This window comes from Flagellimonas spongiicola, from assembly GCF_023502425.1.
Classification (GTDB): Bacteria; Bacteroidota; Bacteroidia; order Flavobacteriales; family Flavobacteriaceae; genus Flagellimonas; species Flagellimonas spongiicola.
On the sequence record NZ_JAMFMA010000002.1, the window covers coordinates 913,271 to 937,119 of the forward strand.

Below are 23,849 nucleotides of genomic sequence, written 5' to 3' on the forward strand. Positions count from 1 at the left end.
GCCATGAATTTGAAAAAGCTAAGCTATTTAGTGACCCTTTTAATGGGGGTCTGCACTTTTGCCCAAACAGCAAATGAGTATTTCCAACCTTTGAAATACCGCAATATAGGCCCATACCGTGGCGGTCGTTCGGTAACGGCTAGTGGGGTCATCGGAGATCCATTGACGTATTATATGGGAACAACCGGTGGCGGATTATGGAAAACCTCCGATGCAGGCCAGCATTGGAACAATATTTCCGATGGATTCTTTGAACTGGGGTCAGTTGGCGCTGTAGCGGTATCCGCATCAAATCCTAATATCGTTTATGTTGGTATGGGAGAACATGCTCCACGTGGTGTAATGACCTCTTATGGTGATGGGGTCTATAAATCCAATGATGCCGGTAAAACATGGGTCAAATTAGGTTTAGAGGCCACCCAACACATATCTCGAATCATAATTCATCCAACAAATCCTGATTTGGTTTATGTTGCTGCCCAAGGTGCATTGTTTGGTCCAAATAAGGAACGCGGTCTATACCGTTCTAAGGATGGGGGTAAATCGTGGGAGAACATTTTATTTGTGAACGACCTTACTGGTGCTGCTGAACTTTCAATGGATGCTCAAAATCCTTTAGTGTTATATGCTGCCATGTGGGAACATCAGCGTAAACCACACAAGGTAATTAGTGGTGGTGAAGGTAGCGGACTATACAAATCCACGGATGGTGGTGATACTTGGACTGAACTTACCCAAGGTTTGCCGGAGGGAAAAGGGAAAATGGCCATAGCGGTCAGTCCGGCAAACTCAAACAAAGTGTATGCGTTGATTGAAAGTGACTCCAATGCGGATAAAGGAGGTTTGTTTGTCTCTAATGATGCAGGAAAGAACTGGAGCATGGTCAGCGGAGATAATCGTTTGGTACAACGTGCATGGTATTATATTGAAGTATTCCCGGACCCCAATGATGAAAACACAGTTTATGTGCTTAGCGCCAGTGCTTTCCGATCGGAGGACGGGGGTAAATCTTGGTCTCAAATTACCGGTACCCATGGAGACTACCATGATCTTTGGATAAATCCAAGTAATTCCAAGAATATGGTCATTGCCAATGATGGCGGTGCAGCAATCAGCTTTAATTATGGCGCATCTTGGTCCACTCAGGATATCATGCCAACTGCACAGTTTTATCGGATTAACGTGGACAATCAGTTCCCTTATAATATTTATGCTGGCCAACAGGATAATACCTCCGTTAAAATTGCCAGTCTTTCGGTAGGAAGGTGGAGTATCAGTAGAGAAGATTGGCATTACTCTGCCGGTGGTGAAAGTGCGTTTTTGGCTTTCGACCCAGACAATCCTCGGTACGTGATGGGAGGTAGTTACCTAGGTACCATTGAGCTGCTGGATATGGAAAGCAAGATGGGAACAAAAATTATGGCTGCTCCCATTCAATACTTAGGTAGAAAGGCTAGGGATATGAAGTACCTCTATAATTGGAATGCGCCGATTATTTGGTCCAAACATGAACCAGGAATATTTTACCATGGCGCCCAATTGGTTTTGCGTACTCGTGATAATGGATTGACTTGGGAAGAGATTTCCCCTGATCTTACCCGCAATCAAGATGACAAACAAGGGAATGGAGGTGGACCATATACCAATGAAGCTGTAGGGGCTGAAAATTATGGAACCTTGGCTTATATGATTGAGTCACCTCATGAAAAAGGGGTTTTTTATACTGGCAGTGATGATGGTTTGGTGCACGTAACAAGAAACAATGGTGAAACTTGGGAAAACGTTACGCCAAAAGGATTACAGGAATGTCTGGTGAACGCTATTGATGTATCACCACATGACCCAGGAACCGTTTATATTGCAACCACAAGATACAAGTTCAACAATTATACGCCGGCAATTTATAAAAGCACAGACTACGGTAAATCGTGGAAAAACATCAGTGCTGGAATTCCATATGGTGCCTTCACTCGAGTGGTTAGAGAGGATAATACAAAAAAGGGACTCTTGTATGCCGGCACGGAAAAAGGCATTTACATTTCTTGGAATGATGGTATTTCTTGGGAGCCACTTCAGCTTAATTTACCGAATACCCCAATCCTTGATTTAAAAGTCCATCAAGGGGATTTGATCGTTGCAACTTCAGGGCGGTCGTTTTGGATTTTGGATGATATTGGAGTGTTATCCCAATACAAAAAAGATAGAAATAACGTCCAATTGTTTAAGCCTGAAACTACAGTAAATGGATCTTGGTGGAGTCCATTAAATGGGAATAACAAAAATTTCAAAGGAACACAACCGTTTGAAGGGGTAAACCCTGCTAATGGGATGGTTTTGTATTACCATTTGCCGAACAAATTGGATAGCACGGAATTGAAATTAGAGATTTTGGATGCTCAAGGTCAGCTGATTCGAAGTCTAAGTTCTGAGCCCGATAAGAATTACATACCACATAATGGCGGTGGTCCACCACCAGCTCCGGTTTTGGGTAATGAAAAGGGACTCAATCGTTTTGTTTGGGATTTAAAACATCCTATAATGCCTGGCATACCAAATGTGTACATCGAGGCCGGTTTTACCGGTCATAAGGTACCTCCTGGGGATTATACCTTACGTTTAAAAGTTGGGGATGAAACAGTTTCAACACCAGCAAAAGTCGTACGTGTTCCAAATACGGATGTGTCTCAAGCTCAGTTTGATGAACATGATGCATTCATGTCTGATATGGAGGCAAAAGTAACTGACATGCACAATAAGGTGAATAGCCTGTTTAAAGTGCAAGGTGCAATTAGAGCTTTAATTAAGGATATGCCCGATGGTGCGTTGAAAACTGAAGGACAAGCCTTGGCGGATAAGCTTAAGGAATGGGATGAAGAAATGGTGCAACGTAAGTCACAAGCCTATGATGATGTAGAGAACTTCCCAAATAAATTTACCGCAGAGTATCTCTTTCTGATCAATCAATCCAATAGCGGTATTCCAAGGGTAAATCAATCTTCAAAGGATAGAAAAGCTGAACTTGACGCCCAATGGGTGGGTCTAAAACAAAAAGCGGAATCCTTTATAAATTCTGATATTCCAGATTTCAACGCGAAATTATGGAGTAACGGAATAGGTGCAATCCGTATATAGGGAATCCAACAAGAGTTAAGGTAAAAAGTATGGTGTTTATTGCCTTACTTTTTACCTTTACCTCAAAATATAAAATAGAACTCTTAAACGGTTGGAATATTACAACTACATAAAATCCTTGCACCTCATTTTTGTGGTAACATGGTTTGCGGGGCTATTCTATATTCCCCGTCTTTTTATTTACCATATAGAAGCTTGGCAAAAGCCTTCACCGGATCGGGAGATTCTTGCTGATCAATTGAAGTTGATGTCAAAACGATTGTGGTACATAATAACATGGCCTTCAGGTATTCTTTGTACACTTTTTGCTGTATGGCTTTTAATTCTTATGCCCCAATGGTTAAGTCAACCATGGATGCACATAAAACTATTATTTGTGGCTTTTTTGATAGGCTACCACTTAAAATGTCATCAGATTTTTAAACAATTACAGCGCGATGAGGTAAAATATACCTCTCGGTTTATGCGTATTTGGAATGAGGTTGCGACTATAATATTATTTGCTGTGGTTTTTTTGGTGATCCTTAAAAATGCATTCAATTGGATTTACGGCACGGTAGGAATTGTAGTGTTAGCCATCCTGCTAATGCTGGGCATTCGTTTATACAAGCGAATAAGGGATAAAAACCCGAATGCATAGATTAATCAATATAAATTTTCATTGGTCTGTTTATTTGAAGTTAGCGCGATAATAATTTGGTGTGATAATTGCTAACTTTATTCCCAAACCGCAACGGATTGTTCAAAAAACTCTCGCTTCGATTTAGAATTTTCTTCACCATGATTCTTTTGGTGTTGATTGCCTCCGTCTTGATTGCAGGCGTAACCATTTATCAATATCGGGAGCAGAGTAAAGATTATCACGAAAACAGACTGGAACGTAAAGAAGAGCAGATTCTTCAGAGCATTGGCTATGTTTTTAGGGAAACCACCTATCCCATTACAACTGAAAACCTGGAAAACATTTTCAAGGATGAGATTTATAAAATTGCCGATGTCCAAAACGTGACTTTTAATATTTATGATTTGGAAGGAGGTCTTATTAAAAGTTCTCGACCTGCCTTTGAAGCAGATTCCATTTCAAATTGTTTGGATGCTGAGGTTTTGAATAATCTGAAAATGCATCCGGAGCAACGTTACGTTGAAAAGAAAAGGGCTGCTGGGGATAATTATCAAGCCTCATATACCTTTATAAACGACCTACAATTTAAACCAATTGGTATAGTAAATCTTCCCTATTTTGAAGACAACTCGTTTAGTAACATGGAACTTCGGGAATTCTTGTTTAGACTTGGCGGAGTTTACTTACTGATGTTGCTTTCTGCCATACTATTGGCTTATGTGGTTTCTAAATATATTACGAGATCATTGCAAACCATTTCAGACAAAATGGAGCGTACAAGATTAACGCAGCGCAACGAGAAAATTTATATAGACAACCCTACGGATGAAATAGGGAACCTGATTGAATCATACAATGGAATGATTGATGAATTGGAGGAAAGTGCGGCAAAATTGGCCCGCAGTGAACGCGAACAGGCATGGCGTGAAATGGCCAAACAAGTAGCCCACGAAATCAAAAACCCATTGACTCCTTTGCGACTTACCATTCAAAGTTTTGAGCGAAAGTTTGATCCAAATGACCCAAAGGCAGAACAGAAAATCCAGGAATTTTCCAAAACCGTGATCCAACAGATAGATGCACTAAGCAATATAGCATCAGCATTTTCCAATTTTGCCAATATGCCTGCCCAACAGAATGAAACCTTGAATGTGGTTAAAATTGTGAAATTGGCCATGGAGATTTTTCATGAAGAGTATATCCATTTTATTTCCGATGAGAAATCAATAATAGCCAAATTGGACCGTACGCAACTGATCCGTGTCGTCACCAATTTGATAAAAAATGCAATACAAGCCGTTCCGGAAGTAGAATCTCCACGTATATTGGTCACGGTAGCTTCAGAAGGTAATCAAGTAAAAATTGCAGTCGCTGATAATGGAGTAGGCATTGCAGATGATCATAAGGATAAAATTTTTGAACCAAAATTCACAACCAAATCAAGTGGTATGGGTCTTGGTCTTGGGATGGTGAAGAATATCGTTGAAAATTACAACGGAACCATTGACTTCACCTCTCAACATGGCAAGGGCACCGTATTTACCGTGCGCTTTCCAAAAGAATAACAATAAAATCAGTAGCACACATTACACATGGAATACGAAAACATTTATATCGAGGAAGAAAACAATATCGCCACCATAACCATCAACAGGCCTAAAAAGTTGAATGCACTCAATAAAAGGACCATTTTGGAGCTACATACGGCTTTTAAAGAGTTGGAAGAAGACGCAAATACCAAAGTGATTATCATAACGGGTAGTGGGGAGAAAGCTTTTGTTGCGGGTGCGGATATATCCGAATTTGCACATTTTTCCGAAGATCAAGGACGTCAATTAGCTGCTGAAGGTCAAGAACGCTTATTTGATTTTGTCGAAAACCTTACAACACCTGTGATTGCTGCAGTCAATGGATTCGCCTTGGGTGGCGGACTGGAATTGGCCATGAGTTGCCATTTCCGTGTAGCCAGCGAAAATGCCAAAATGGGATTGCCTGAAGTATCCTTGGGCGTAATTCCTGGATATGGAGGCACCCAACGCCTTCCAAGCTTGATCGGTAAAGGCAGGGCCATGGAATTGATTATGACCGCAGGCATGACTGATGCAGCCAAAGCACTGGATTGGGGATTGGTCAATCACGTAGTGCCTCAAGATGAATTAATACCCCTATGTCTTAAAATTGCGAGCAGGATATCGAATAACTCCCCAATAGCCATAAAATATGCAATAAAAGCGGTAAATGCTGGTTTTAAGTATGATGAAAATGGTTATGCCGTGGAGATAGATGCCTTCGGTACTTGTTTTGGCACAGCGGATTTTAAAGAAGGAACTACTGCCTTTTTGGAAAAACGTAAAGCCAATTTCCCCGGTTCATAGCCAAGGTTAACCCCAACCAGACTATGATGAAACGCATCCTACTTACTTGTTTTTTGCTCACATCCTTATTGGGCACTGCTCAAGAGAAAATGCCAGTTTCCTATGATTTTGGCGAAAAATTCAATGACCGTTATCGCTATTCCAATTTATTGACCATCTCAGAAGATGGTTCTGGAGGATATATTTTGGTTAGAGCCTATTACCAGGGTCTCATCCTTAAGCCAAAGGGCTATCTGATAGAGCAATACAACAGCAATTTGGAACTGGTTTCGGAATTCAACTATAAATTAAGGGGATTGGACTTCGTGGATGGCTTCCTTCAAAATGGGCAACTAAATTTGCTATTCCTGAACTATAACTATGACAGGGCCCAATACGAATACTGGGTGCACAGGAGCCCAATAACCACATTCAACTTTACTACCGAAAAATTGTTGTCCATTGCTTCGGAAGAGGTAAGAAACCCGGTGGACAAGAATTACTATAATCGTAATTTTTCCAGTGGATTTTCTACATCCATACTATTCAACCAAGAAAAAACAGGCTTTGTTATTAGTACCCATCATAAAAAGGGAAAAAGCAATAAACATATCATTCACCTGTTCGATACCAGCTTGAATAAAAGATTTGAACATGACTTTTCTCATGAAATCGAGGAGAAGAATTACGCATTTGAGAACATGACCGTAAGTAGTGATCTATCCACTGCATATATTGTTAGCAAGGCCTATTTTAAGAAGAAACGTTTCCGCGTAGATGAGCGAAAATTCCAATATGAGTTGATAAAGGTCTCAGTAAATGGTAGTCAAACGCAATCCTTTGTGGACGTAGGCAAATACCCTGAAGCATTGTACCCCATTGTTTTCAATGACAGACTGGTCTGTACAGGATTTTATGCAGACAGAAAGGACAATAGATATAACGGAATCGCCTATTTTGACCTTGACCCAATTTCCTTAAATATCAAATCGCAGCGATACAATCCATTTTCGCAACAATTCATGGAGGACAAGTTTGGTCGCGAAGAGGACAAAGTTATCAAAAACCTTGTTTTTAAGGGAGTTGAGATAACAGAAGATCAAGAGATTTTCTTTAATGCCGAAGAGTACTTCGTGACCACGGGAATGGAAGTTACAGGGGCAGGACAACGCGTGCGCTTAGAACGTTTTCACCATAACGATATCGTAAGTGCTAAGCTTAGCAAAAATGGAGAATTAGCTTGGGCACGTAACATTAATAAAGCAGAAGTTACCCAAGGCGACGGTGCTTATGCCTCTTACAGCTCCTATTGCAAGAATGGTAAGACCTACTTCTTTATCTGCACCGCTTCTGAAAATCCACAATTGATCAATAATGAACGCTTGATTTTTAAACAAGGACTAAGTAGGAACAGAAATGTTTTTTTGATTTCCTTGGATGAAAATGGGGTTATGGATTATGAAAAGATCATAGACAATCAGGAAGCAAGATTGCCCCTAATGGTGTCCAAACCGCTAAAGGATATAGAAGATAGCAATATGTTGTTCTATGCCAAACGAGGGAGTAAAAAACAGCTTGTCAAGGTTTCATTTTTATAGAAATTATTAGAACCCCTATTTCATTTTAAAAGAACGCTTGGTTTTCATGACCCTAAAAAGGATATAATCCATAAATTTGGATTAAATCCATTAAATGAACTCCAAAAACCTACTTTCCGGTCGTGGTGCCCAAAAAAATCCGCGCAATCGCTTTTTACAGTATAGTCATGAAACACGAGATGATTTTCTTGAATTCTGTAATCTTGAGGGGGAACAAGCACATAGCTTGAAAACCGAATACATCCCCATATTTCCTAAAACCATAGTCAATAAGGTCAATAGTCCGGATGTTGGCATGGCGTATTCCATGAATCCCTACCAAGGATGCGAACATGGTTGTATTTATTGTTATGCAAGAAATACCCATGAATTCTGGGGATATAGCGCAGGGATTGACTTTGAGCAAAAGATTTTGGTTAAGAAAGATGCGCCACAGCTATTGGAGCAAAAAATCAGTAGCAAAAGATGGAAAGCCGCTACCATTGTGCTATCAGGAAACACCGATTGCTATCAACCTGCTGAGAAAACCTTTCGTATTACCAGAAAATGCTTAGAGGTCTTTTTAAAATATAGGCATCCGGTGGGCATCATTACCAAAAATGCACTGATTCTACGCGATTTGGATATTTTAACTGAATTGGGTGCCCATCAATTGATTGGGGTAAACATTTCAGTTACCTCCTTATCGGAACGTACCCGAAGAAAATTGGAGCCTAGAACCACCACAACAAAAAAGAGATTGCAAACCATTAAAAAGTTAAGTGATCAAGGTATTCCTGTTAATGCAATGCTGGCACCCATCATTCCAGGGATAAATAGCCACGAAATACTACAATTGGCCGAAACCGTATCGGATCATGGTGCATTGTCTTTCGGACATACTGTGGTGCGATTGAATGGAGCTATTGGTCAGATCTTTTCAGACTGGATCAAACAACGAATGCCCGACAAGGCCGATAAGGTCTTGAAACAAATTCAAGATTGCCACGGCGGGACGTTTAATGATAGTAGGTTTGGTATTCGAACCAGTGGGGAAGGCAAGATCGCAAAACAAATCAATGATTTGGCACGTTTGGCCAAGCAGAAATATTTTAAGGACAAGATGTTTCCTAAACTAAATACTACGCTACACGCGCAATACAAGGACGGGCAAATGAAACTCTTCTGAATTATAGCCTTCGTTTTTTAAACCCAGTTGACAACCGAACACCTACACCAATAGCCTTGGTATTATATCTACCACGCCCATATCCAAATTCGCTATAGTCAATTTGATTTAGCGATTTTCCAGCATTAAATCCGCTATAGGTAAGATAAATCCCAAGCTTTCCAACGGTGTCTACACCTAGGAATTCATAACCAAGAGATACAGACCAATAGTTGAATTTAGACTTGAACGCTTGACGCAATTCCAATTGATTACTATCCACATAGTCACCGGTGGCCTTTTGAGTTCCAAAGTGATATTTTGGAATCAATACGATCCTAGAGAAATCATCTTCAAGAAATAGTTTTGGGCCAATTCCCCACACCCAAGCATCAAAATTTCGATTGAGATAAGAACGGAAGCTAATCTCACCAGATTCATCAAAATCCCAATCCTCATCTTGATCACTTCCAAAGTAATAGGAAATTTCTACATCAGGAGCGATGAACTTATAGGCAAAAGGCTCTACGCCAATGGAAATATCGTAATAGGAACTTACATCCAATTGTTCTTCAAAGTAACCACCAAATTCCAAATAGGCTTCTGGAAATTGAACTTGAGAATATGTAGTTATTGAAAAACCGAATAAAAGAGTGGCAAAGGTTGATTTCATGATATGCCATGTATCAATTAATATGCCATAGGAAATTGTAGTTTAAAGCTATTTTTAAATATTTTTATAAAGGATGTCCAATTTTGGAAGACGTCATCGTCTTAGTACTGAAAACGAATAAAAATCAATCCTTGTTAAAGGGATAAAAACTAAATCAGATGAGCAATTTCATGTATTTATTTAGAGGAGGTGACGAGAATTTCAAAAAGCTTTCGCAAGAAGAAAAGCAAGCCCATATGGAAGTTTGGGGCGAATGGATGGGTGGATTAAAAGAAAAAGGTCAATTACTGGATGGACTACCATTAGGTGATGAGGGCAGAGTAGTACACAATAAAGGGCAACTAGTTACTAATGGCCCACACGCTGAAGGCGCTGAAGTCGTTGGGGGTTATCTTATTGTTTCGGCCAAGGACATGGATGAGGCGGTAGAATTATCAAAAGGTTGTCCCATTTTCGATTATGATGGAGCTTATGTTGAGGTTAGGGAAATCATGACCATGGACACCCATTAAAAACAATGTATTGAATAAAAATAGTCCGATGGAAAGTCGGGCTATTTTAGTTTACCCATGAGCCAAAACCAACTTAACCATACCGTAGAACATCTTTTCCGTAATGAATACGGTAGAGTTGTAGCGCTATTGACCAACAAGTTTGGCATTTCGTATGTTGAACAAATTGAAGATGCCACCCAAGACACTTTTTTAAAGGCTATGCAGATTTGGGGGTATAAATCCATTCCAGATAATCCTACTGCTTGGCTGTACCGTGTAGCCAATAATGCACTTCTCGATAAAATCCGAAAAGACAAGAAACTGAATTTTGCGGCTGACGAAGATTTACCGGATTCGGGGCAACAGGGCACGGTTTCCACAGCAAATTTGGACAATAGCATTTCAGATAGTCAATTGAAAATGATATTTGCTTGCTGTCATCCAAGCTTAACACAAGAACATCAAATTGTATTGAGCCTTAAACTTATCGGCGGGTTTAGCAACATGGAATTGGCAGAAGCGCTGATGAAAAAGGAAGAAGCTGTTGCAAAATCCTTTACAAGGGCTAAAAAGAAGTTCAGGGAAGAGGTTCAATTGTTGCAAATTCCTGTGCAGATGGGTTTGCAATCTAGGCTATTCAAGGTTTTACAGGTAATCTATTTACTGTTCACGGAAGGCTATGCAGCGACCACGGGCTCCCAGATATTAAAAAGGGATATTTGTTATGAAGCACTGAGATTGGCGTTGTTGTTGCAGGAAAATAAATATTGCAAGCACCCTAATTTGGATGCATTGATTGCATTAATGTGTTTCCACGCGTCCCGATTCGATGCCAGATTGGATGATGCCGGTGACATGGTCACCTTGGAATTTCAGGATCGTTCCAGGTACAATCAGGAGTTGATACAAATAGGAGTTCAACATTTGGAAGGAGCAGGCACATTGGACAAAGTGCCTTCAATATATCATTTGGAGGCTGCTCGCTCGTATTATCACAGTTCAGCTAAAAACTTTAATGAAACAGACTGGAAAAGTATTCTTTATTTATACGATGTTCAATTGAGACAGCAATATTCGCCTATGGTAGCCTTAAATCGAATAGTTCCTTATGCTAAGATCAATGGAGCCAAGGAAGCTTTGAATGAGCTGATGAAATTGAGGAACAAAACAGATTTTGAAAATACCGGTCTTTTCTTTGCGATAAAAGCTGAATTGGAAAAGGAGTTAGGTCAGGATAACTTCAAAGAAACACTAGGGAAAGCTATCCAATTGTCCGAAAATGAATTGGTAAAAAGACACCTCCAAAGCAAGCTCAAATAAAAAAGGCAGACTTCAAAGCCTGCCTTTTAATACTTGTTCTGAATAGGTTTATGTCAATTCCCAACCCTTTCTATATGCACGACTTACCCACTCATTGGCTTTATCGTAGTTTGTGATTTTCATGTTTTCGCCATCCCATAGCAACTTACGTCTACCAGGATAATCATAAGGCGCCCAATCACCCGGCTTTTTACCTTCTTGCAATACTTTGTATTGGTAGGCTTTTACGGCTAGATTACCCATCAGTACAGTTTCCGTTAAAGGTCCTGCCTTCGCAAAATCAGATGAAGTGGAATCACCATTGATACAGCCATTCACAAAATTTGCAATATGTCCGTTCATACTATCTGGTACTCTAGGGTACTTTGCCTCAGGGGCTTTAAATAGATCCATCATGTCAGAAGGGAGCAATCGAGCATTTCTGGAATAGGTGTCACATACCAAAATTCCTTTGTCACCATACATAACGGTTCCGCCACTTCCATCACCAAATTGTTCCCCATCTTTCAATTCATCCGGAAGGTCTGGCATTAGTCCGCCATCATACCAATTCAAGGCAATATCACCATGGAAATCATGTTCAAATTTCAGATGGATTTTGGAAGACGGAGGGCAAGATGGACTGTAATCCGCTTCTATGAAATCACCCACCCAAACTGTGGTACAACTGGCTTCTGCTTCAGTTGGATAACCTAAATCGAGCACACTGAACGGAGTCTCCATAATGTGGCAGCCCATATCGCCTAAAGCACCTGTTCCAAAATCCCACCAACCTCTCCATTTAAATGGAAGATATGCCTCATTGTAATCACGCATAGCAGCTGGCCCTAACCAAAGATCCCAATCCAAACCTTTAGGAACACGTTGTTTTTCAACGGGTACTGGCACGCCCTGTGGCCATACAGGTCGGTTTGTCCAGCACTCTATGGTATGTATTTTTCCAATAATACCGGATTCCACCCATTCCCTTGCAATTCGGCTATCATCACTTGACGCTCCTTGATTTCCCATTTGGGTCACTATACCGTTTTCAGCAGCGACCTTGGTCATCAATCTAGCCTCGTGTATGTTGTGGGTTAGCGGTTTTTCTACGTAAGCATGTTTTTTTTCACGCATAAAAGGAAGTGCAATGGTTGCATGGGTATGGTCAGGAGTGGCCACCATTACTGCATCAATATCCTTTAAATGCTTGTCGTATACTTTCCTAAAGTCCTTGTAACGCTTTACATCTGGAAATTGTTCATAAGTGCCCTGTGCTCTGCGATCATCAACATCACAAAATGAGACAAATTTTACCTTACCGGTATTGGCTAACCCTTGGATTACGCCATGACCTCTACCTCCAACACCAAAGGCGCCAACATAAAGAGTATCACTTGGAGCAACATGATTTTTACCCAACACATGACTGGGAACAATTGAAAAAGCAGCGGATGCCGCTGCCGCGTTTTTTAGGAACTTTCTTCTTTGCATTCTGGATTGATTTAGTGAAGCTTTGAAGATACAAAAAACAGTGATAGAATGCTGTTATAATTCACCATTCCATTCGGCATAAAACTGATCAAGATAATCTAACATGAACTGGTGTCTTTGGTTGGCTAATTTCTTGCCAGTTTGCGTGTTCATTTGATCTTTGAGCAATAGAAGTTTCTCGTAAAAATGATTGATGGTAGGTGCATTTGATTTCTTGTATTCCTTCTTGGACATATTCAATTTTGGTGAGATTGACGGGTTAAATAGTTCCCGGTTTTTAAATCCACCATAATTGAAAGTTCGGGCAATGCCAATGGCACCGATAGCATCCAAACGATCCGCATCTTGAACAACTTGTAGTTCCAAAGAGTTGAAGCCATTTGATTTTTTTTCCAAGCTATTCTTGAATGACATATATTTTATAATTGATACCACATGTGCTGTATGCACAGGATCAAAGTTTTTGGAAACTAGAAAATCATGTGCTGTCTTTGGCCCAATCTCTTCATCCCCGTCATGAAACTTTGGATCGGCAATATCATGAAGTAAGGCAGCCAATTGTACCACAAGGGTATTTACTTCTTCCTTTTCAGATATGAGTTTAGCCGTTTTATATACCCGTTCGGTATGGAACCAATCGTGACCTCCTTCAGCGTTCTTCAACGCCGATTTGACAAATGCTATGGTTTCTTGAATGAGGTTTTCGGTCATTGCGGTTTGACTAAGATTCCGTTGGATATTTGTTGTTCTACCTTTTTAATCAATGTATCTGGATCACCAGAATTTTCAAATGGTGGATGCACATTGAACTTTATAAAAGTACCTAGCCCCATTGGAAATTGACCATAACGGAGCATTTTCCAAGAATTGTTGATGCTAATCGGGACAATCAATGCCGACGGTGCATTTTTCATTAATACTTTGAGTCCCGTTGTTCTAAAAGGTTTAGGTTCTCCTGTTCTACTACGAGTACCTTCGGGGAATATAACAGCACTCCTATTGTACTTTTCAATATAAGCGCCTAATTTTTCCAATGCTTCAATAGATTGCTTAGGGTCTTTGCGATTGATCAAGGCGGAACCTCCATGCCTTAAATTATAGGAAACGCTGGGTATTCCTTTTCCAAGTTCAATTTTGCTTACAAACTTTGGGTGGTGTTTTCGCATGTACCAGATAATAGGTGGAATGTCATACATGCTTTGATGATTGGTCACGATAATAAGAGGTCTGTCGGCAGGCAGGTTTTGCGAATTGAAAAAGGCATACCGTGTGCCGATAATATTGGAGCAGCGCAAAATAAACCAGTTTAAGAGGCTAACACTTTTTTTATGGGCATTGTAGCCTAATACATTAAGGCAAAACCATTGAACGGGATGAAAAATCACCAAAGTTAATCCGAATGCCAAAAAATATAGTATTGTAAGTGGGTAAGACAAAAGCTTAATCATGCCTACATTTTTTTATAGAGCCAAGTTGGTAAAATCTTCAGAATAATCCCGATGATTCTCCATCTTTTTGTGATATAGACCTTGTCTTTTTTAGCCATAATAGCTTTTAAGATCTGAGCTGCAGCCTTATCGGGCTGAGCCACCCAAAACTGACCTTCTCCCTTTGCCATGTTCGTGTCTACAAACCCTGGCCTTACATCTGTGATCGAGATCCTGTGTTTTTGTTTTTGGGCCTTTTGGCGCAATCCTTCCAAATAGTTGATTTGATATGCCTTGGAAGCGTTATAGGATGGGGCAATAGCACTGCCACGCATTCCGGCAATAGAAGTAATACCTACAAGATGTCCGCTACCTTGCGTCTCAAACTTTTTGTAGGCCCAAAGTACCATTTTGGTAAATGCGGTAACGTTGAGTGTATTGGTGTCTGTTTCAAGATGTGGCGCTAAATCAGGGTTTAGTTCACCCGTGCCTGCCGAGAGTATGAAAAGGTCCAGGCCACCAAGCTGCTCGATCAGCATGTCCAGATGATTTGTTGCATTTGAATCCGTACAATCAAAACAGGAACTATAGATGTATCCTGGATTGGATTTTTCAATCGCTTGTAACAGCTCGGATCTCCTTCCTGTGACCCCAACAGTATATCCTTTTTTTAAGAGACCTAACGCGATTGCTTTTCCAATTCCCGAGGACGCGCCGACTACTATGGCTTTTTTACCCATGGATACAAAAATAAAAAACCACCCTAAAGGGTGGCTTTCAAAATTTGTGGTTTAAAACCTTTTAGCAATGATCGTTGTATGCCTCCATAAGGTTCTCTGCAATTAACTCGGCAGGTCTGCCTTCAATATGATGTCTCTCAATCATGTGTACCAATTCCCCGTTTTTGAATAAGGCCATACTTGGCGATGATGGTGGAAAAGGAACCATGCGGTTTCTTGCCGTATTGACCGCATCAGTATCAACACCAGCAAAAACAGTAACTAAATGGTCAGGTGTTTTGCTGTTTTGAAGACTGAGCTTAGCCCCTGGTCTTGCATTGGCCGCTGCACATCCGCAAACTGAATTTACCACAACCAAGGTAGTTCCTTCTTGTTGCAATGCATTTTCAACGGCTTCACTTGTATATAATTCCTCGAACCCAGCGGTGGCCAGGTCGGCTCTCATAGGTTTTACCAATTCTTCTGGATACATAGTCTAATTTTTATTAAAGGTTCAAAGATACGGCTTTTGTCGCATTTTTTACCGAAGGCTTAACAGCCCTAAGCGGTTTTGTTCCAAGCCAAAAGGCTATATTTGGGCTCTAAAATTTTACGCATGATCAAGTGGGCCGCAGCCTTCATTGGATTTATTATAAGAGGACTTGCCGGAGCAATTGTAGGTTTCGTTTTGGGGAGCTTTTTGGATAGTCTTGGGGGTTCAGGTTCTAAAGGCGGAGGTGGAAGTGTGTTTTCAGACTTCACAAGACAATCTGTTTCGCCAGCTGATTTTGAATTGAACCTGCTGTCCCTTTGTTCCATTGTGATTAAAGCAGATGGTCAAGTAAGTCAGCGGGAATTAGACTATGTGCGTCAATATTTTTTGAGCACCTACGGCAAAGAAAAGGCCAATACTATTTTTAAGACGTTCAACGATGTTATTAAGAAGAGAGAGATTTCCACCGAACGGATTTGTACGTATTTGGCGCAACGAACACGGTATGAGGTCCGTCTTCAATTGTTACACTTTTTGTTTGGAATTGCTCAGGCTGATGGTCAGGTCAGCAAAGCGGAAGTAAGTAAACTCAGGGAAATTGCTCAATATTTGCGGGTAGGCCCCTATGATTTTGAAAGTATTATGGCGATGTTCATTAAGTCCGCTGACAATGCCTACAAGATCTTGGAGATTGAAAAATCCGCTACGGATGATGAGGTTAAGAAAGCCTATCGCAAAATGGCTAAGAAATACCATCCAGATCGGGTAGTAATGGAAAATGAAGCGATCAAAAAAGGAGCAGAGGAAAAATTCAAGGAAGTACAAAAAGCTTATGAAACAATCCAAAAGGAGCGTGGCATGAGCTAATCATCAATCAATAAACTTTTTAACAATGCAGGATTTTTGGTTTTATATTCAATTGGGTTTCAATCACGTTTTGGATTTAGGCGCGTATGACCATATTTTGTTTTTATCGGCTCTAGCCATCCCTTTCACCTTCAAACAATGGAAGCATGTAGTGATATTAGCTACGATTTTTACGATAACCCATTGTACCTCTCTTGCCCTGTCTGCCTTTGAAGTAATGACGGTGGATGTGGGATTAATTGAATTTCTGATTCCCGTTACTATTTTGTTAACGGCACTTTTTAACCTTACCTATGTCTTTGGAAAAGAACTATCCGTGGGAAAGTATGTACATAGTATAGCCACGGCCTTTTTCGGATTGGTACATGGATTTGGATTTTCCAATTATTTTAAGATGTTAATGGCAGAAGAGGATGATAAAGTGATGCCGTTGTTGGGCTTTGCAACCGGAATAGAGTTTTCCCAAGTCGCCATCATCCTGATTATTTTGGCCTTGGCCTATTTCATTTTGGACGTGTTAAACGTAAAAAGAAAGCTGTTCATCGGAATTGCATCCATTTTGGTCATTATCATTACAATACCCTTGCTAATCGCTACGTTTCCCCAATAGGGCCTTCGTTAAAATTAATAGAATATAATTGTACGTGACTTGTAAAGCAGGTATATTTAAGTATTGATGATATGACGGTAAGCAAACAAGAAAAGTACGATAAGGCTTATTTAAGGATGGCTCAGGAATGGGGCAAACTGTCCTATTGTAAAAGAAAACAAGTTGGGGCCATAATTGTTAAAGATCGCATGATTATTTCAGATGGCTATAATGGTACGCCAACTGGTTTTGAGAATTTTTGCGAAGATGAAGAAGGTTACACTAAATGGTATGTGCTACATGCAGAAGCGAATGCCATTTTAAAGGTAGCTTCATCAACCCAATCTTGCGAAGGTGCAACCTTGTATATCACCTTATCTCCTTGCAGGGAGTGCAGTAAGTTGATTCATCAAGCAGGTATAAAACGTGTGGTGTATAAAACCGCATACAAAGATGATTCTGGACTTAAATTTTTAGAACGCGCAGGCGTTGAAGTCCATCATCTACCCATATTGGAAGAAATGGTCTAACCCCACCATTCAGCTATGAAAAAGAACTATCAATATATTCTGCCAACCCTACTGGCCTTTGTTTTGGCTATTGGAATCTTCATAGGAGGCAAACTTCATTTCAATGACACACCCGAAAAGCTATTCAGCACAAATTCCAAAAAGGATAAGCTAAATCGATTAATCGATTACATCGACTACGAATACGTAGACGAGATTGATACGGATAGCATTGTGGATGTAACCGTCAATAATATCTTGGGCAAATTAGATCCCCATTCCGTCTATATCCCTAGAAGCGAGATGGAGGAGGTATCCGAGAACATGAAAGGTGATTTTGTGGGCATTGGTGTGAGCTTTTATATGTATAGAGATTCTATCACTGTTATAAGAACCATAAAGAATGGACCAAGCCATAAAAGTGGTATCAAGCCAGGGGATCGCATCCTGATTGCTGGACAGGATACCTTATTTGGAAAAAGTATCCCCAATAATGAAATCGTCTCTACCCTTAAGGGCAAAATAGGGACCAAAGTGGATCTTAAGGTTTACCGAAAACAAGACGATGAGATGCTCGATGTAACAGTGACTCGTGATCGTGTTCCAATAAGGAGTGTTGATTCGTATTACATGCTCACACGGGATATGGGCTACATCAAAATCAATCGGTTTGCGGAGTCGACTTTTAATGAGTTCAAGGATGCACTTAGAAAGTTAAAATTGCGCGGAGCTGAGAAACTAGTTTTGGATTTGCGTGATAACCCAGGGGGCTATTTGGGTATTGCCGAAAAGTTGGCAGATGAATTCTTGGAAGATGACAAGTTAATCTTGTTTACCAAAAACAAAAAAGGACGGGTTAAGAAGGCATTTGCAACAAAAAAGGGAGAGTTTGAGGACAAACCTGTATATGTATTGATCAATGAACGCTCCGCGTCTGCCAGCGAAATTATTGCAGGTGCTTTGCAGGATAATGATATTGGTACCATTGTGGGTAGGCGCTCATTTGGCAAAGGATTGGTGCAACGTGAAATGGATCTTGGTGATGGTTCTGCTGTTCGCTTGACGGTTTCCCGGTACTACACGCCAACTGGAAGGTCTATTCAGCGATCGTATAAAAAAGGACATAAGGATTATTACCAAACGTTCATGGAACGCTATCACAATGGGGAATTAACTTCCGTTGATAGTATTAAAGTGGCAGATTCCTTAAAGTTTGTTACCCCAAAAGGAAAGGTGGTCTACGGTGGTGGCGGAATTATTCCAGATGTATTCGTGCCTATTGGTGATAATGAAGAAGAGGCCGTTGAGAGCTTGGACAGTGCCGAGTTCTTTTCCCGATTCATCTTCGAACATTTAGAAAAAGATAGAGGGCGATACTCCTATCTTTCTAAAAATGAATTTTTGGATGACTTCAGGGTTGACGATATTCTCTTTGATGAATTCATCCAGTTTGTGTTGAATAGAAAGATAAAACTGGATTTCTATGCCCAGGAAGATAAAATAAAGGATTACCTAAAAGCCAATATCGCGGAACAATTGTTCTCTCCCAATCTATCTGCCCAAATAAAAGGAGAGCACGATACAATGTTGGAAAAAGTAAAGGAATTGGATCAGGACATTTTCAATAAATCCATTATGGAGACCGTTCAAAACAGAAATTAGTCTTCCTTGATTTTTTTATCGATTTTTTTACTTGCCGCAAAAATCAAGACCAATACAATAGCGCAAAGCGATGCAACTATCCCAATAAGTGCAATGGTGCTATCGCCTTGAAATGGATTGTTGAAATCCACCAAGGTAAGATTGAAGGCTATTAAACCCATCGCCAGTAAGATCAATATGATTATAAAAGTTTTGTTCATCAAAGAAGATTCGTTCTAGTTCAAGAATAATTGATTGACGTTGGTAGCGAAGAGCTTGACTGCAATGGCAAGCAATATCACTCCAAAGATTTTCCGTATTACATTAAGGCCATTTTTACTTAGCAAACGCTCTATTCTGGCACTCGATTTAAGCACGATATATACAAAGATAATATTTACAAAAATGGCCACTATGATGTTCTCCACATGATATTCTGCTCTCAAAGCCAGTATGGAAGTGAGTGTTCCGGCACCGGCAATCAACGGAAAAGCAATAGGCACTACGGAAGCCGTTTCAGCTTCATCATCCTTGAACAAGCTTATACCCAATACCATCTCGAGGGCCAAAAAGAAAATGACAAATGCACCGGCCACGGCAAAGGAATTTACATCAATCCCAATGAGTTTCAGGATGCTTTCCCCAACAAAAAGAAACGCAATCATTATGACCACGGCAACTAGCGACGCTTTTTCTGATTGAATATGTCCTACCTTTTTACGTAACGAAAGAATTATGGGAATACTTCCCAAAATATCTATCACCGCAAATAGCACCATGCTCGCAGTGATTATTTCTTTTACACTGAAGTTCATAGCTTAATGTTTTAGTCCGCAAATGTACGATGAAAACAAAGCTCTTGGATTTGATTTGGATTCGGAAATCGTCAATTTTCTGTTTTCAATTAAATTTGCGTAAAAAGACGGGCAGCAATGTTTCAAATCGATAAAACCATAGTTTCCGAAGAGATTTTGGACAATGATTTTGTTTGCAATTTAAATGCGTGCAAGGGAGCTTGCTGTGTAGACGGTGAATATGGTGCTCCCCTTGAGGAGAATGAGACGGGTATATTAGTGGACATCTTTCAAAAAGTAAGACCGTATTTAAGAAAGGAAGGTGTTGATGCTATATTGGAACAAGGCGCATTTGTAAAGGGTGAAGATGGTGAATGGGAAACGCCCCTAGTGAACAAAAGCGAATGTGCCTATGTGGTTTTTGATGAAAAGGGCATTACCAAATGTGGAATAGAGGCGGCTTACCTTGATGGTGCAATTGACTGGAAAAAACCAGTTTCATGCCATTTATATCCTGTGAGAACACGTGAGTATTCAGAGTTTACAGCAGTTAACTACCACAGATGGGAAATTTGTGACCCGGCATGTGCTTTAGGTGAAGAACTGAATGTTCCGATTTATAAGTTCGTGAAAGAGGCATTGATACGAAAGTTCGGTGAAGCGTGGTATAAAGAACTTGAGGAAGTGGCAGCGGAAAATGCTAAATCGTAGGAATGTCCAAAATAACCTTTGTGCCAGTCGGATTCCCGTTATTATCAAACAAGTCTACAATATCTACATCAAAACTGTTTTGGTAGTCCTTGGAGAAATTGGCAAAGCGTTCCTTTGTGATGCGAATTCCGACCGATTTTCTTTTTAATACACGGTTTTCCTTATTGGCTTGGGCTGCTCCTCTACCTACACCATTATCCACAATTTCAATGGTAACATGGCCATCATTTTTCTTTTTGATGTTCAGGTCTATCATTTTTTCTCCTTCTTTTGGCGATAGCCCGTGCCAGAGCGAATTCTCCAAAAATGGTTGCAACGCCAACGATGGTATTTTGATGGTGTCTGGGTTTAATTTGTCATCTACATGAATCGCAAAATTGATTTCGTTGGAGAATCTTATGTTTTCGATGTTCATGTAAAGTTCCACGGTTTCCAGTTCTTCCGCCAATGTAATTTCTTTGAGCGATGAGGCTTCTAAAATCCTTCTTATCAACTTGGAGAATTTATTTAGATAGTGAACCGCATTTTTCTGCTCGTTGTTAATAATGTACAGTTTGATGGAATTCAATGAATTGAACAGGAAATGAGGGTTCATTTGACTACGAAGCATATTTTGCTCCAGTGTCAACACCCGTTTCTCATTCTTACTTTGATATTGACGATATAAGATGTAAAGTATAGAGGAGATCAGACCAACAATCAAAGCACTTACCAATAATGTGGTTTGGTTTTTACGAAGTCGCAGGCGTACAATCTCGTTTTCTTTGGCCAAAACTGAAATTTGATTGCTCTTTTTGTCCGCTTCGTATTTGACGATTACATCATTCATGTAGCGGAAGTTGGTAGCGCTGGAAATTTGTTTATTGTATTCGTCAGCGCGTTTATAATACTCATACGCATCCTTAAAATTTCCTCTGGCCTCTTCAAATTCTGAACGCTTTTGATAGGCATAAAGAACACTACTTGGCATGTTATGGGTACGAGCCATTTCCAATCCTTCCTCAATGAATTCCTCAGCTTTATCAAAATTGCCCAACTCGGTATGTGCCCATCCGGTATTGATGAAGATGGTGGAGGTGACAAAGAAGTCACCAATGGTCTTGGATTGTTCATGCAAAGGCTCTAAAAGCACTAAAGCAGCATAAGGCATATCTTGTTTTAGATAAATTTGAGCCAAGCTGTTTTTGCAAATGATTCTTCCGTATGTGGAATTGATATCTTCATTGAAGGCCAAGGACTTCCTGTAATTTTCCAGGGCACCTTCTAAATCACCCTTTAACTCCAAACATTCCCCAATATTTTGATGGTTAATGGCCAAGCCCAGTTTATTGCCCAGTTCTTCTTCCAATTTCAAGGCCCTTGTAAACTGAACTATGGCTAAATCATACTGCTCCAAGCTCTGATAAAGATTGCCAATACTGTTCAAAGAAACATTGATACTTCTTTTAATGTGATGTGAAGGATTTTCAACTGTTTCTGCCAATTCCAGTGACTGCTGATTATAATCCAATGCCGTTTTTATGGCGTCCGCTCGTCTATAAACTACACCAAGCATATTCAAACATCTAACCCTTAATTCAATATTATTGGCTTGCTCTGCAAGAGCTAGAGCTTCCTTATGTAAATCGGCGGATTCTTTGAATTTAGAGTAGTTTCTGTATTTGGCACCAATTTGATCCAATGCATAGGATTCTCCTTCCAGATAACCAGCTTCTTTGCTGAGGTTGGCAAAATAGCGAAGTAGTAAAGTGTCTCCAGTTTCTGATTTTAGTTCCGTGTTCAGGACTAAGTATGTTTTCGGGCGCATTTTAACAACACGCTCCGCTTTTTCCTTGAAAGATTCAGGAATTTCTTGTCCATAACCGAATTGAAAAAACCAAACGAAAACCCCACAAAAGAGGAGCACTCTTCTGTATATATAAATGGGGGAGGTTTTTATTGGTTGTGGAATAGGCACGAGTGTTAAAGGGGGTTACAGCATATCCAGAAAGTCGGATTTCTTCTGTCGTGAAACTGGTATCTTATGGTTGGATTCCAGAACAACATAGCCGTCGGTTTTTAAGAATTCTTTTATTTTGTTCAGATTGATGATATAGGAATTATGGATTCTGAAAAAACTGGTTTCAGGCAAGATGGTATTTACTTCTTTTAGCTTTTTAGTGAGCAATATCTTTTGGCCATCGCTTAGAAAAATGGTGCTGTAGTTTCCATCGGATTCTGCATAAAGGATATCATCGCTATTAAGGAAGAGCAATTTCCCATCCGTATTAATGGTGATTTTTTTACTCTGTGATTCCGAGTTGAAATTCAAGAGTATTTTTTCCAGTTTTTCAGCCGTCAGATTTTTGGCATTGAATTTTTTGATTTTGGCTATAGTCACTTCAAGGTCATCGGTATCAATGGGCTTCAACAGATAATCAATCGCCTCGTTCTTTAACGCCTTTAACGCATATTGGTTGTAAGCAGTGGTTATAACTACCGGGAAGTTTTTGTTTTTTAGGTTTTTAATGAACTGGAACCCATCCATTGCAGGCATTTCAATGTCAAGAAATAAACAATCCGGAGTGTTCCGCTCCAAATAATCAAGTGCTTCATGTGCATCTGTAAAAGACGCAATGATATCCACCTCATCACTGAGATTGGTCAATTCCCAACTAAGACTTTGTAGTGCTTTGACTTCGTCATCAACAATAACTGCTTCTAACATGCTCCATTTTGATATAATTCAAATTTAGGATTATTCTTAAGAAGGGACTGTATTTATGTGCTAATGGGTCTATAGTGCGTATAACTGGCATAATATGGCTGTAGACTGAAAAAAGCACTATATATCAGCTAAATTCATCAAAAAAGGAGCGAAAAACGATCAACCATTTATACATAAAAGACAACCGATTATACATACGACCATCTAGATGGAGCTTATGTTTTATACTTTGGTAGGGTCTAATTAAGATAACCAATAAACTGAATCCAATGAGAAAGTGCTTTTTGTTATTTGTGCTTTTGATTATTGCTTTAATATGCGCTTCTGTATTGGAGGAGGGTAAAGATTTAAAGATTCAATCGGAATGGACGGAAGTGGCTGACCGGCGCTAGTAACGTTCCTGATAAGTTCTTATACATTACTAAAAAATGTGCGGCCAGGGCAACCAACCTCTTGATCATAGAAACTGCTTGCAAAAAATACCCCCGCGTATTCTTAGGTATCGGTTTGGTTTTGGGTTTCGGGGGAACTACCTAAAATGAACTTTCCGAAGATGCAACGGGGAATGGCCGTACTTTT

The 23,849-nt window shown here is 40.0% G+C and carries 24 protein-coding genes; 14 read left to right on the top strand and 10 right to left on the bottom strand.

All coding sequences use genetic code 11. The features are described 5' to 3' along the window. Window positions 1–3: 3 nt before the first annotated feature. The 6 genes from M3P19_RS10355 (at window position 4) to M3P19_RS10380 (ending at window position 8,874) form a co-directional block, all read left to right on the top strand. Window positions 4–3,132 carry a VPS10 domain-containing protein gene (locus M3P19_RS10355; protein ID WP_249657594.1) on the top strand — a complete coding sequence of 1,043 codons (3,129 nt, stop codon included), beginning with the start codon at window positions 4–6 and terminating at the stop codon, window positions 3,130–3,132. Between the two features lie 91 nt (window positions 3,133–3,223). Continuing rightward, window positions 3,224–3,772, top strand: a complete 549-nt coding sequence (locus M3P19_RS10360; protein WP_249657595.1) for a CopD family protein — start codon at window positions 3,224–3,226, stop codon at window positions 3,770–3,772. Between the two features lie 140 nt (window positions 3,773–3,912). Continuing rightward, window positions 3,913–5,319 carry a HAMP domain-containing sensor histidine kinase gene (locus M3P19_RS10365; protein ID WP_249657836.1) on the top strand — a complete coding sequence of 469 codons (1,407 nt, stop codon included), beginning with the start codon at window positions 3,913–3,915 and terminating at the stop codon, window positions 5,317–5,319. Window positions 5,320–5,346: 27 nt separating this feature from the next. Beyond that, window positions 5,347–6,129 (top strand): enoyl-CoA hydratase/isomerase family protein, encoded by a 783-nt coding sequence (locus M3P19_RS10370; protein WP_249657596.1) that lies wholly within the window; start codon window positions 5,347–5,349, stop codon window positions 6,127–6,129. Between the two features lie 26 nt (window positions 6,130–6,155). Continuing rightward, window positions 6,156–7,706 (top strand): hypothetical protein, encoded by a 1,551-nt coding sequence (locus tag M3P19_RS10375; protein ID WP_249657597.1) that lies wholly within the window; start codon window positions 6,156–6,158, stop codon window positions 7,704–7,706. A gap of 94 nt (window positions 7,707–7,800) precedes the next feature. Then, window positions 7,801–8,874, top strand: coding sequence for a PA0069 family radical SAM protein (locus tag M3P19_RS10380; RefSeq protein WP_249657598.1), 1,074 nt, complete (start codon window positions 7,801–7,803; stop codon window positions 8,872–8,874). 1 nt (window position 8,875) lies between these two features. On the opposite strand, the gene M3P19_RS10385 is transcribed toward M3P19_RS10380, so the two are convergent. Then, a complete protein-coding gene (locus tag M3P19_RS10385) occupies window positions 8,876–9,526 on the bottom strand; it encodes a hypothetical protein (RefSeq protein WP_249657599.1) in 651 nt (216 codons plus the stop codon). A 158-nt stretch (window positions 9,527–9,684) separates the two neighbouring features. On the opposite strand from M3P19_RS10385, the gene M3P19_RS10390 reads away from it, so the two are divergent. Both M3P19_RS10390 and M3P19_RS10395 read left to right on the top strand, forming a co-directional pair. After that, window positions 9,685–10,038, top strand: a complete 354-nt coding sequence (locus M3P19_RS10390; RefSeq protein ID WP_249657600.1) for a YciI family protein — start codon at window positions 9,685–9,687, stop codon at window positions 10,036–10,038. Between the two features lie 57 nt (window positions 10,039–10,095). Further along, a complete protein-coding gene (locus M3P19_RS10395; protein WP_249657601.1) occupies window positions 10,096–11,340 on the top strand; it encodes an RNA polymerase sigma factor in 1,245 nt (414 codons plus the stop codon). Window positions 11,341–11,388: 48 nt separating this feature from the next. Here M3P19_RS10395 and M3P19_RS10400 read toward each other — a convergent pair whose 3' ends face one another. From M3P19_RS10400 to M3P19_RS10420, 5 genes are all read right to left on the bottom strand, one after another. Beyond that, window positions 11,389–12,813 (bottom strand): Gfo/Idh/MocA family protein, encoded by a 1,425-nt coding sequence (locus M3P19_RS10400; protein ID WP_249657602.1) that lies wholly within the window; start codon window positions 12,811–12,813, stop codon window positions 11,389–11,391. 54 nt (window positions 12,814–12,867) lie between these two features. Next, window positions 12,868–13,524 (bottom strand): HD domain-containing protein, encoded by a 657-nt coding sequence (locus M3P19_RS10405; RefSeq protein ID WP_249657603.1) that lies wholly within the window; start codon window positions 13,522–13,524, stop codon window positions 12,868–12,870. Beyond that, complete coding sequence (locus M3P19_RS10410; protein ID WP_249657604.1) at window positions 13,521–14,261, bottom strand: lysophospholipid acyltransferase family protein; 741 nt, start codon at window positions 14,259–14,261, stop codon at window positions 13,521–13,523. The genes M3P19_RS10405 and M3P19_RS10410 overlap by 4 nt, the downstream gene beginning before the upstream one ends. Before the next feature lie 2 nt (window positions 14,262–14,263). Further along, a complete protein-coding gene (locus tag M3P19_RS10415; RefSeq protein WP_249657605.1) occupies window positions 14,264–14,980 on the bottom strand; it encodes an SDR family NAD(P)-dependent oxidoreductase in 717 nt (238 codons plus the stop codon). 61 nt (window positions 14,981–15,041) lie between these two features. After that, on the bottom strand, window positions 15,042–15,452 hold the full coding sequence (locus M3P19_RS10420) for a BrxA/BrxB family bacilliredoxin (RefSeq protein ID WP_249657606.1): 411 nt from the start codon (window positions 15,450–15,452) through the stop codon (window positions 15,042–15,044). 123 nt (window positions 15,453–15,575) lie between these two features. Between M3P19_RS10420 and M3P19_RS10425 the strand changes: the two genes are divergently transcribed. The 4 genes from M3P19_RS10425 to M3P19_RS10440 all read left to right on the top strand — a co-directional run bounded on the left by M3P19_RS10425 (window position 15,576) and on the right by M3P19_RS10440 (window position 19,079). Beyond that, window positions 15,576–16,319, top strand: a complete 744-nt coding sequence (locus M3P19_RS10425; RefSeq protein ID WP_249657607.1) for a tellurite resistance TerB family protein — start codon at window positions 15,576–15,578, stop codon at window positions 16,317–16,319. A gap of 25 nt (window positions 16,320–16,344) precedes the next feature. Next, window positions 16,345–16,929 carry a HupE/UreJ family protein gene (locus tag M3P19_RS10430; protein ID WP_249657608.1) on the top strand — a complete coding sequence of 195 codons (585 nt, stop codon included), beginning with the start codon at window positions 16,345–16,347 and terminating at the stop codon, window positions 16,927–16,929. 71 nt (window positions 16,930–17,000) lie between these two features. Beyond that, on the top strand, window positions 17,001–17,438 hold the full coding sequence (locus M3P19_RS10435) for a deoxycytidylate deaminase (protein WP_249657609.1): 438 nt from the start codon (window positions 17,001–17,003) through the stop codon (window positions 17,436–17,438). A gap of 15 nt (window positions 17,439–17,453) precedes the next feature. Further along, entirely contained in the window at window positions 17,454–19,079 is a 1,626-nt protein-coding gene (locus M3P19_RS10440; RefSeq protein ID WP_249657610.1) for a S41 family peptidase, read from the top strand. Here M3P19_RS10440 and M3P19_RS10445 read toward each other — a convergent pair. Both M3P19_RS10445 and M3P19_RS10450 read right to left on the bottom strand, forming a co-directional pair. Then, on the bottom strand, window positions 19,076–19,279 hold the full coding sequence (locus tag M3P19_RS10445) for a hypothetical protein (protein WP_249657611.1): 204 nt from the start codon (window positions 19,277–19,279) through the stop codon (window positions 19,076–19,078). The two genes, M3P19_RS10440 and M3P19_RS10445, sit on opposite strands and share 4 nt — an antisense overlap. 15 nt (window positions 19,280–19,294) lie before the next feature. Further along, window positions 19,295–19,873: a MarC family protein gene (locus M3P19_RS10450; protein ID WP_249657612.1), complete on the bottom strand. Its 579-nt coding sequence runs from the start codon at window positions 19,871–19,873 to the stop codon at window positions 19,295–19,297. A gap of 117 nt (window positions 19,874–19,990) precedes the next feature. Here M3P19_RS10450 and M3P19_RS10455 point away from each other — a divergent pair, with 117 nt between their 5' ends. Further along, window positions 19,991–20,563, top strand: a complete 573-nt coding sequence (locus tag M3P19_RS10455) for a DUF3109 family protein (RefSeq protein ID WP_249657613.1) — start codon at window positions 19,991–19,993, stop codon at window positions 20,561–20,563. Here M3P19_RS10455 and M3P19_RS10460 read toward each other — a convergent pair. Continuing rightward, window positions 20,553–22,370, bottom strand: a complete 1,818-nt coding sequence (locus tag M3P19_RS10460) for a tetratricopeptide repeat protein (RefSeq protein WP_249657614.1) — start codon at window positions 22,368–22,370, stop codon at window positions 20,553–20,555. The genes M3P19_RS10455 and M3P19_RS10460 overlap by 11 nt on opposite strands. 165 nt (window positions 22,371–22,535) lie before the next feature. After that, entirely contained in the window at window positions 22,536–23,270 is a 735-nt protein-coding gene (locus M3P19_RS10465; protein ID WP_249657615.1) for a LytR/AlgR family response regulator transcription factor, read from the bottom strand. A gap of 269 nt (window positions 23,271–23,539) precedes the next feature. Here M3P19_RS10465 and M3P19_RS16905 point away from each other — a divergent pair, with 269 nt between their 5' ends. After that, window positions 23,540–23,662: a hypothetical protein gene (locus M3P19_RS16905; RefSeq protein ID WP_283777931.1), complete on the top strand. Its 123-nt coding sequence runs from the start codon at window positions 23,540–23,542 to the stop codon at window positions 23,660–23,662. Window positions 23,663–23,849 lie beyond the last annotated feature (187 nt).

Bases quoted from the DNA above. Each gene is read 5' to 3' on its own strand.
- M3P19_RS10355 (WP_249657594.1), top strand. From the start codon at position 4: ATGAATTTGAAAAAGCTAAGCTATTTAGTGACCCTTTTAATGGGGGTC.
- M3P19_RS10365 (WP_249657836.1), top strand. From the start codon at position 3,913: ATGATTCTTTTGGTGTTGATTGCCTCCGTCTTGATTGCAGGCGTAACC.
- M3P19_RS10370 (WP_249657596.1), top strand. From the start codon at position 5,347: ATGGAATACGAAAACATTTATATCGAGGAAGAAAACAATATCGCCACC.
- M3P19_RS10375 (WP_249657597.1), top strand. From the start codon at position 6,156: ATGAAACGCATCCTACTTACTTGTTTTTTGCTCACATCCTTATTGGGC.
- M3P19_RS10380 (WP_249657598.1), top strand. From the start codon at position 7,801: ATGAACTCCAAAAACCTACTTTCCGGTCGTGGTGCCCAAAAAAATCCG.
- M3P19_RS10385 (WP_249657599.1), bottom strand. From the start codon at position 9,526: ATGAAATCAACCTTTGCCACTCTTTTATTCGGTTTTTCAATAACTACA.
- M3P19_RS10390 (WP_249657600.1), top strand. From the start codon at position 9,685: ATGAGCAATTTCATGTATTTATTTAGAGGAGGTGACGAGAATTTCAAA.
- M3P19_RS10395 (WP_249657601.1), top strand. From the start codon at position 10,096: ATGAGCCAAAACCAACTTAACCATACCGTAGAACATCTTTTCCGTAAT.
- M3P19_RS10400 (WP_249657602.1), bottom strand. From the start codon at position 12,813: ATGCAAAGAAGAAAGTTCCTAAAAAACGCGGCAGCGGCATCCGCTGCT.
- M3P19_RS10405 (WP_249657603.1), bottom strand. From the start codon at position 13,524: ATGACCGAAAACCTCATTCAAGAAACCATAGCATTTGTCAAATCGGCG.
- M3P19_RS10410 (WP_249657604.1), bottom strand. From the start codon at position 14,261: ATGATTAAGCTTTTGTCTTACCCACTTACAATACTATATTTTTTGGCA.
- M3P19_RS10415 (WP_249657605.1), bottom strand. From the start codon at position 14,980: ATGGGTAAAAAAGCCATAGTAGTCGGCGCGTCCTCGGGAATTGGAAAA.
- M3P19_RS10420 (WP_249657606.1), bottom strand. From the start codon at position 15,452: ATGTATCCAGAAGAATTGGTAAAACCTATGAGAGCCGACCTGGCCACC.
- M3P19_RS10425 (WP_249657607.1), top strand. From the start codon at position 15,576: ATGATCAAGTGGGCCGCAGCCTTCATTGGATTTATTATAAGAGGACTT.
- M3P19_RS10430 (WP_249657608.1), top strand. From the start codon at position 16,345: ATGCAGGATTTTTGGTTTTATATTCAATTGGGTTTCAATCACGTTTTG.
- M3P19_RS10435 (WP_249657609.1), top strand. From the start codon at position 17,001: ATGACGGTAAGCAAACAAGAAAAGTACGATAAGGCTTATTTAAGGATG.
- M3P19_RS10440 (WP_249657610.1), top strand. From the start codon at position 17,454: ATGAAAAAGAACTATCAATATATTCTGCCAACCCTACTGGCCTTTGTT.
- M3P19_RS10445 (WP_249657611.1), bottom strand. From the start codon at position 19,279: ATGAACAAAACTTTTATAATCATATTGATCTTACTGGCGATGGGTTTA.
- M3P19_RS10450 (WP_249657612.1), bottom strand. From the start codon at position 19,873: ATGAACTTCAGTGTAAAAGAAATAATCACTGCGAGCATGGTGCTATTT.
- M3P19_RS10455 (WP_249657613.1), top strand. From the start codon at position 19,991: ATGTTTCAAATCGATAAAACCATAGTTTCCGAAGAGATTTTGGACAAT.
- M3P19_RS10460 (WP_249657614.1), bottom strand. From the start codon at position 22,370: ATGCGCCCGAAAACATACTTAGTCCTGAACACGGAACTAAAATCAGAA.
- M3P19_RS10465 (WP_249657615.1), bottom strand. From the start codon at position 23,270: ATGTTAGAAGCAGTTATTGTTGATGACGAAGTCAAAGCACTACAAAGT.
- M3P19_RS16905 (WP_283777931.1), top strand. From the start codon at position 23,540: ATGAGAAAGTGCTTTTTGTTATTTGTGCTTTTGATTATTGCTTTAATA.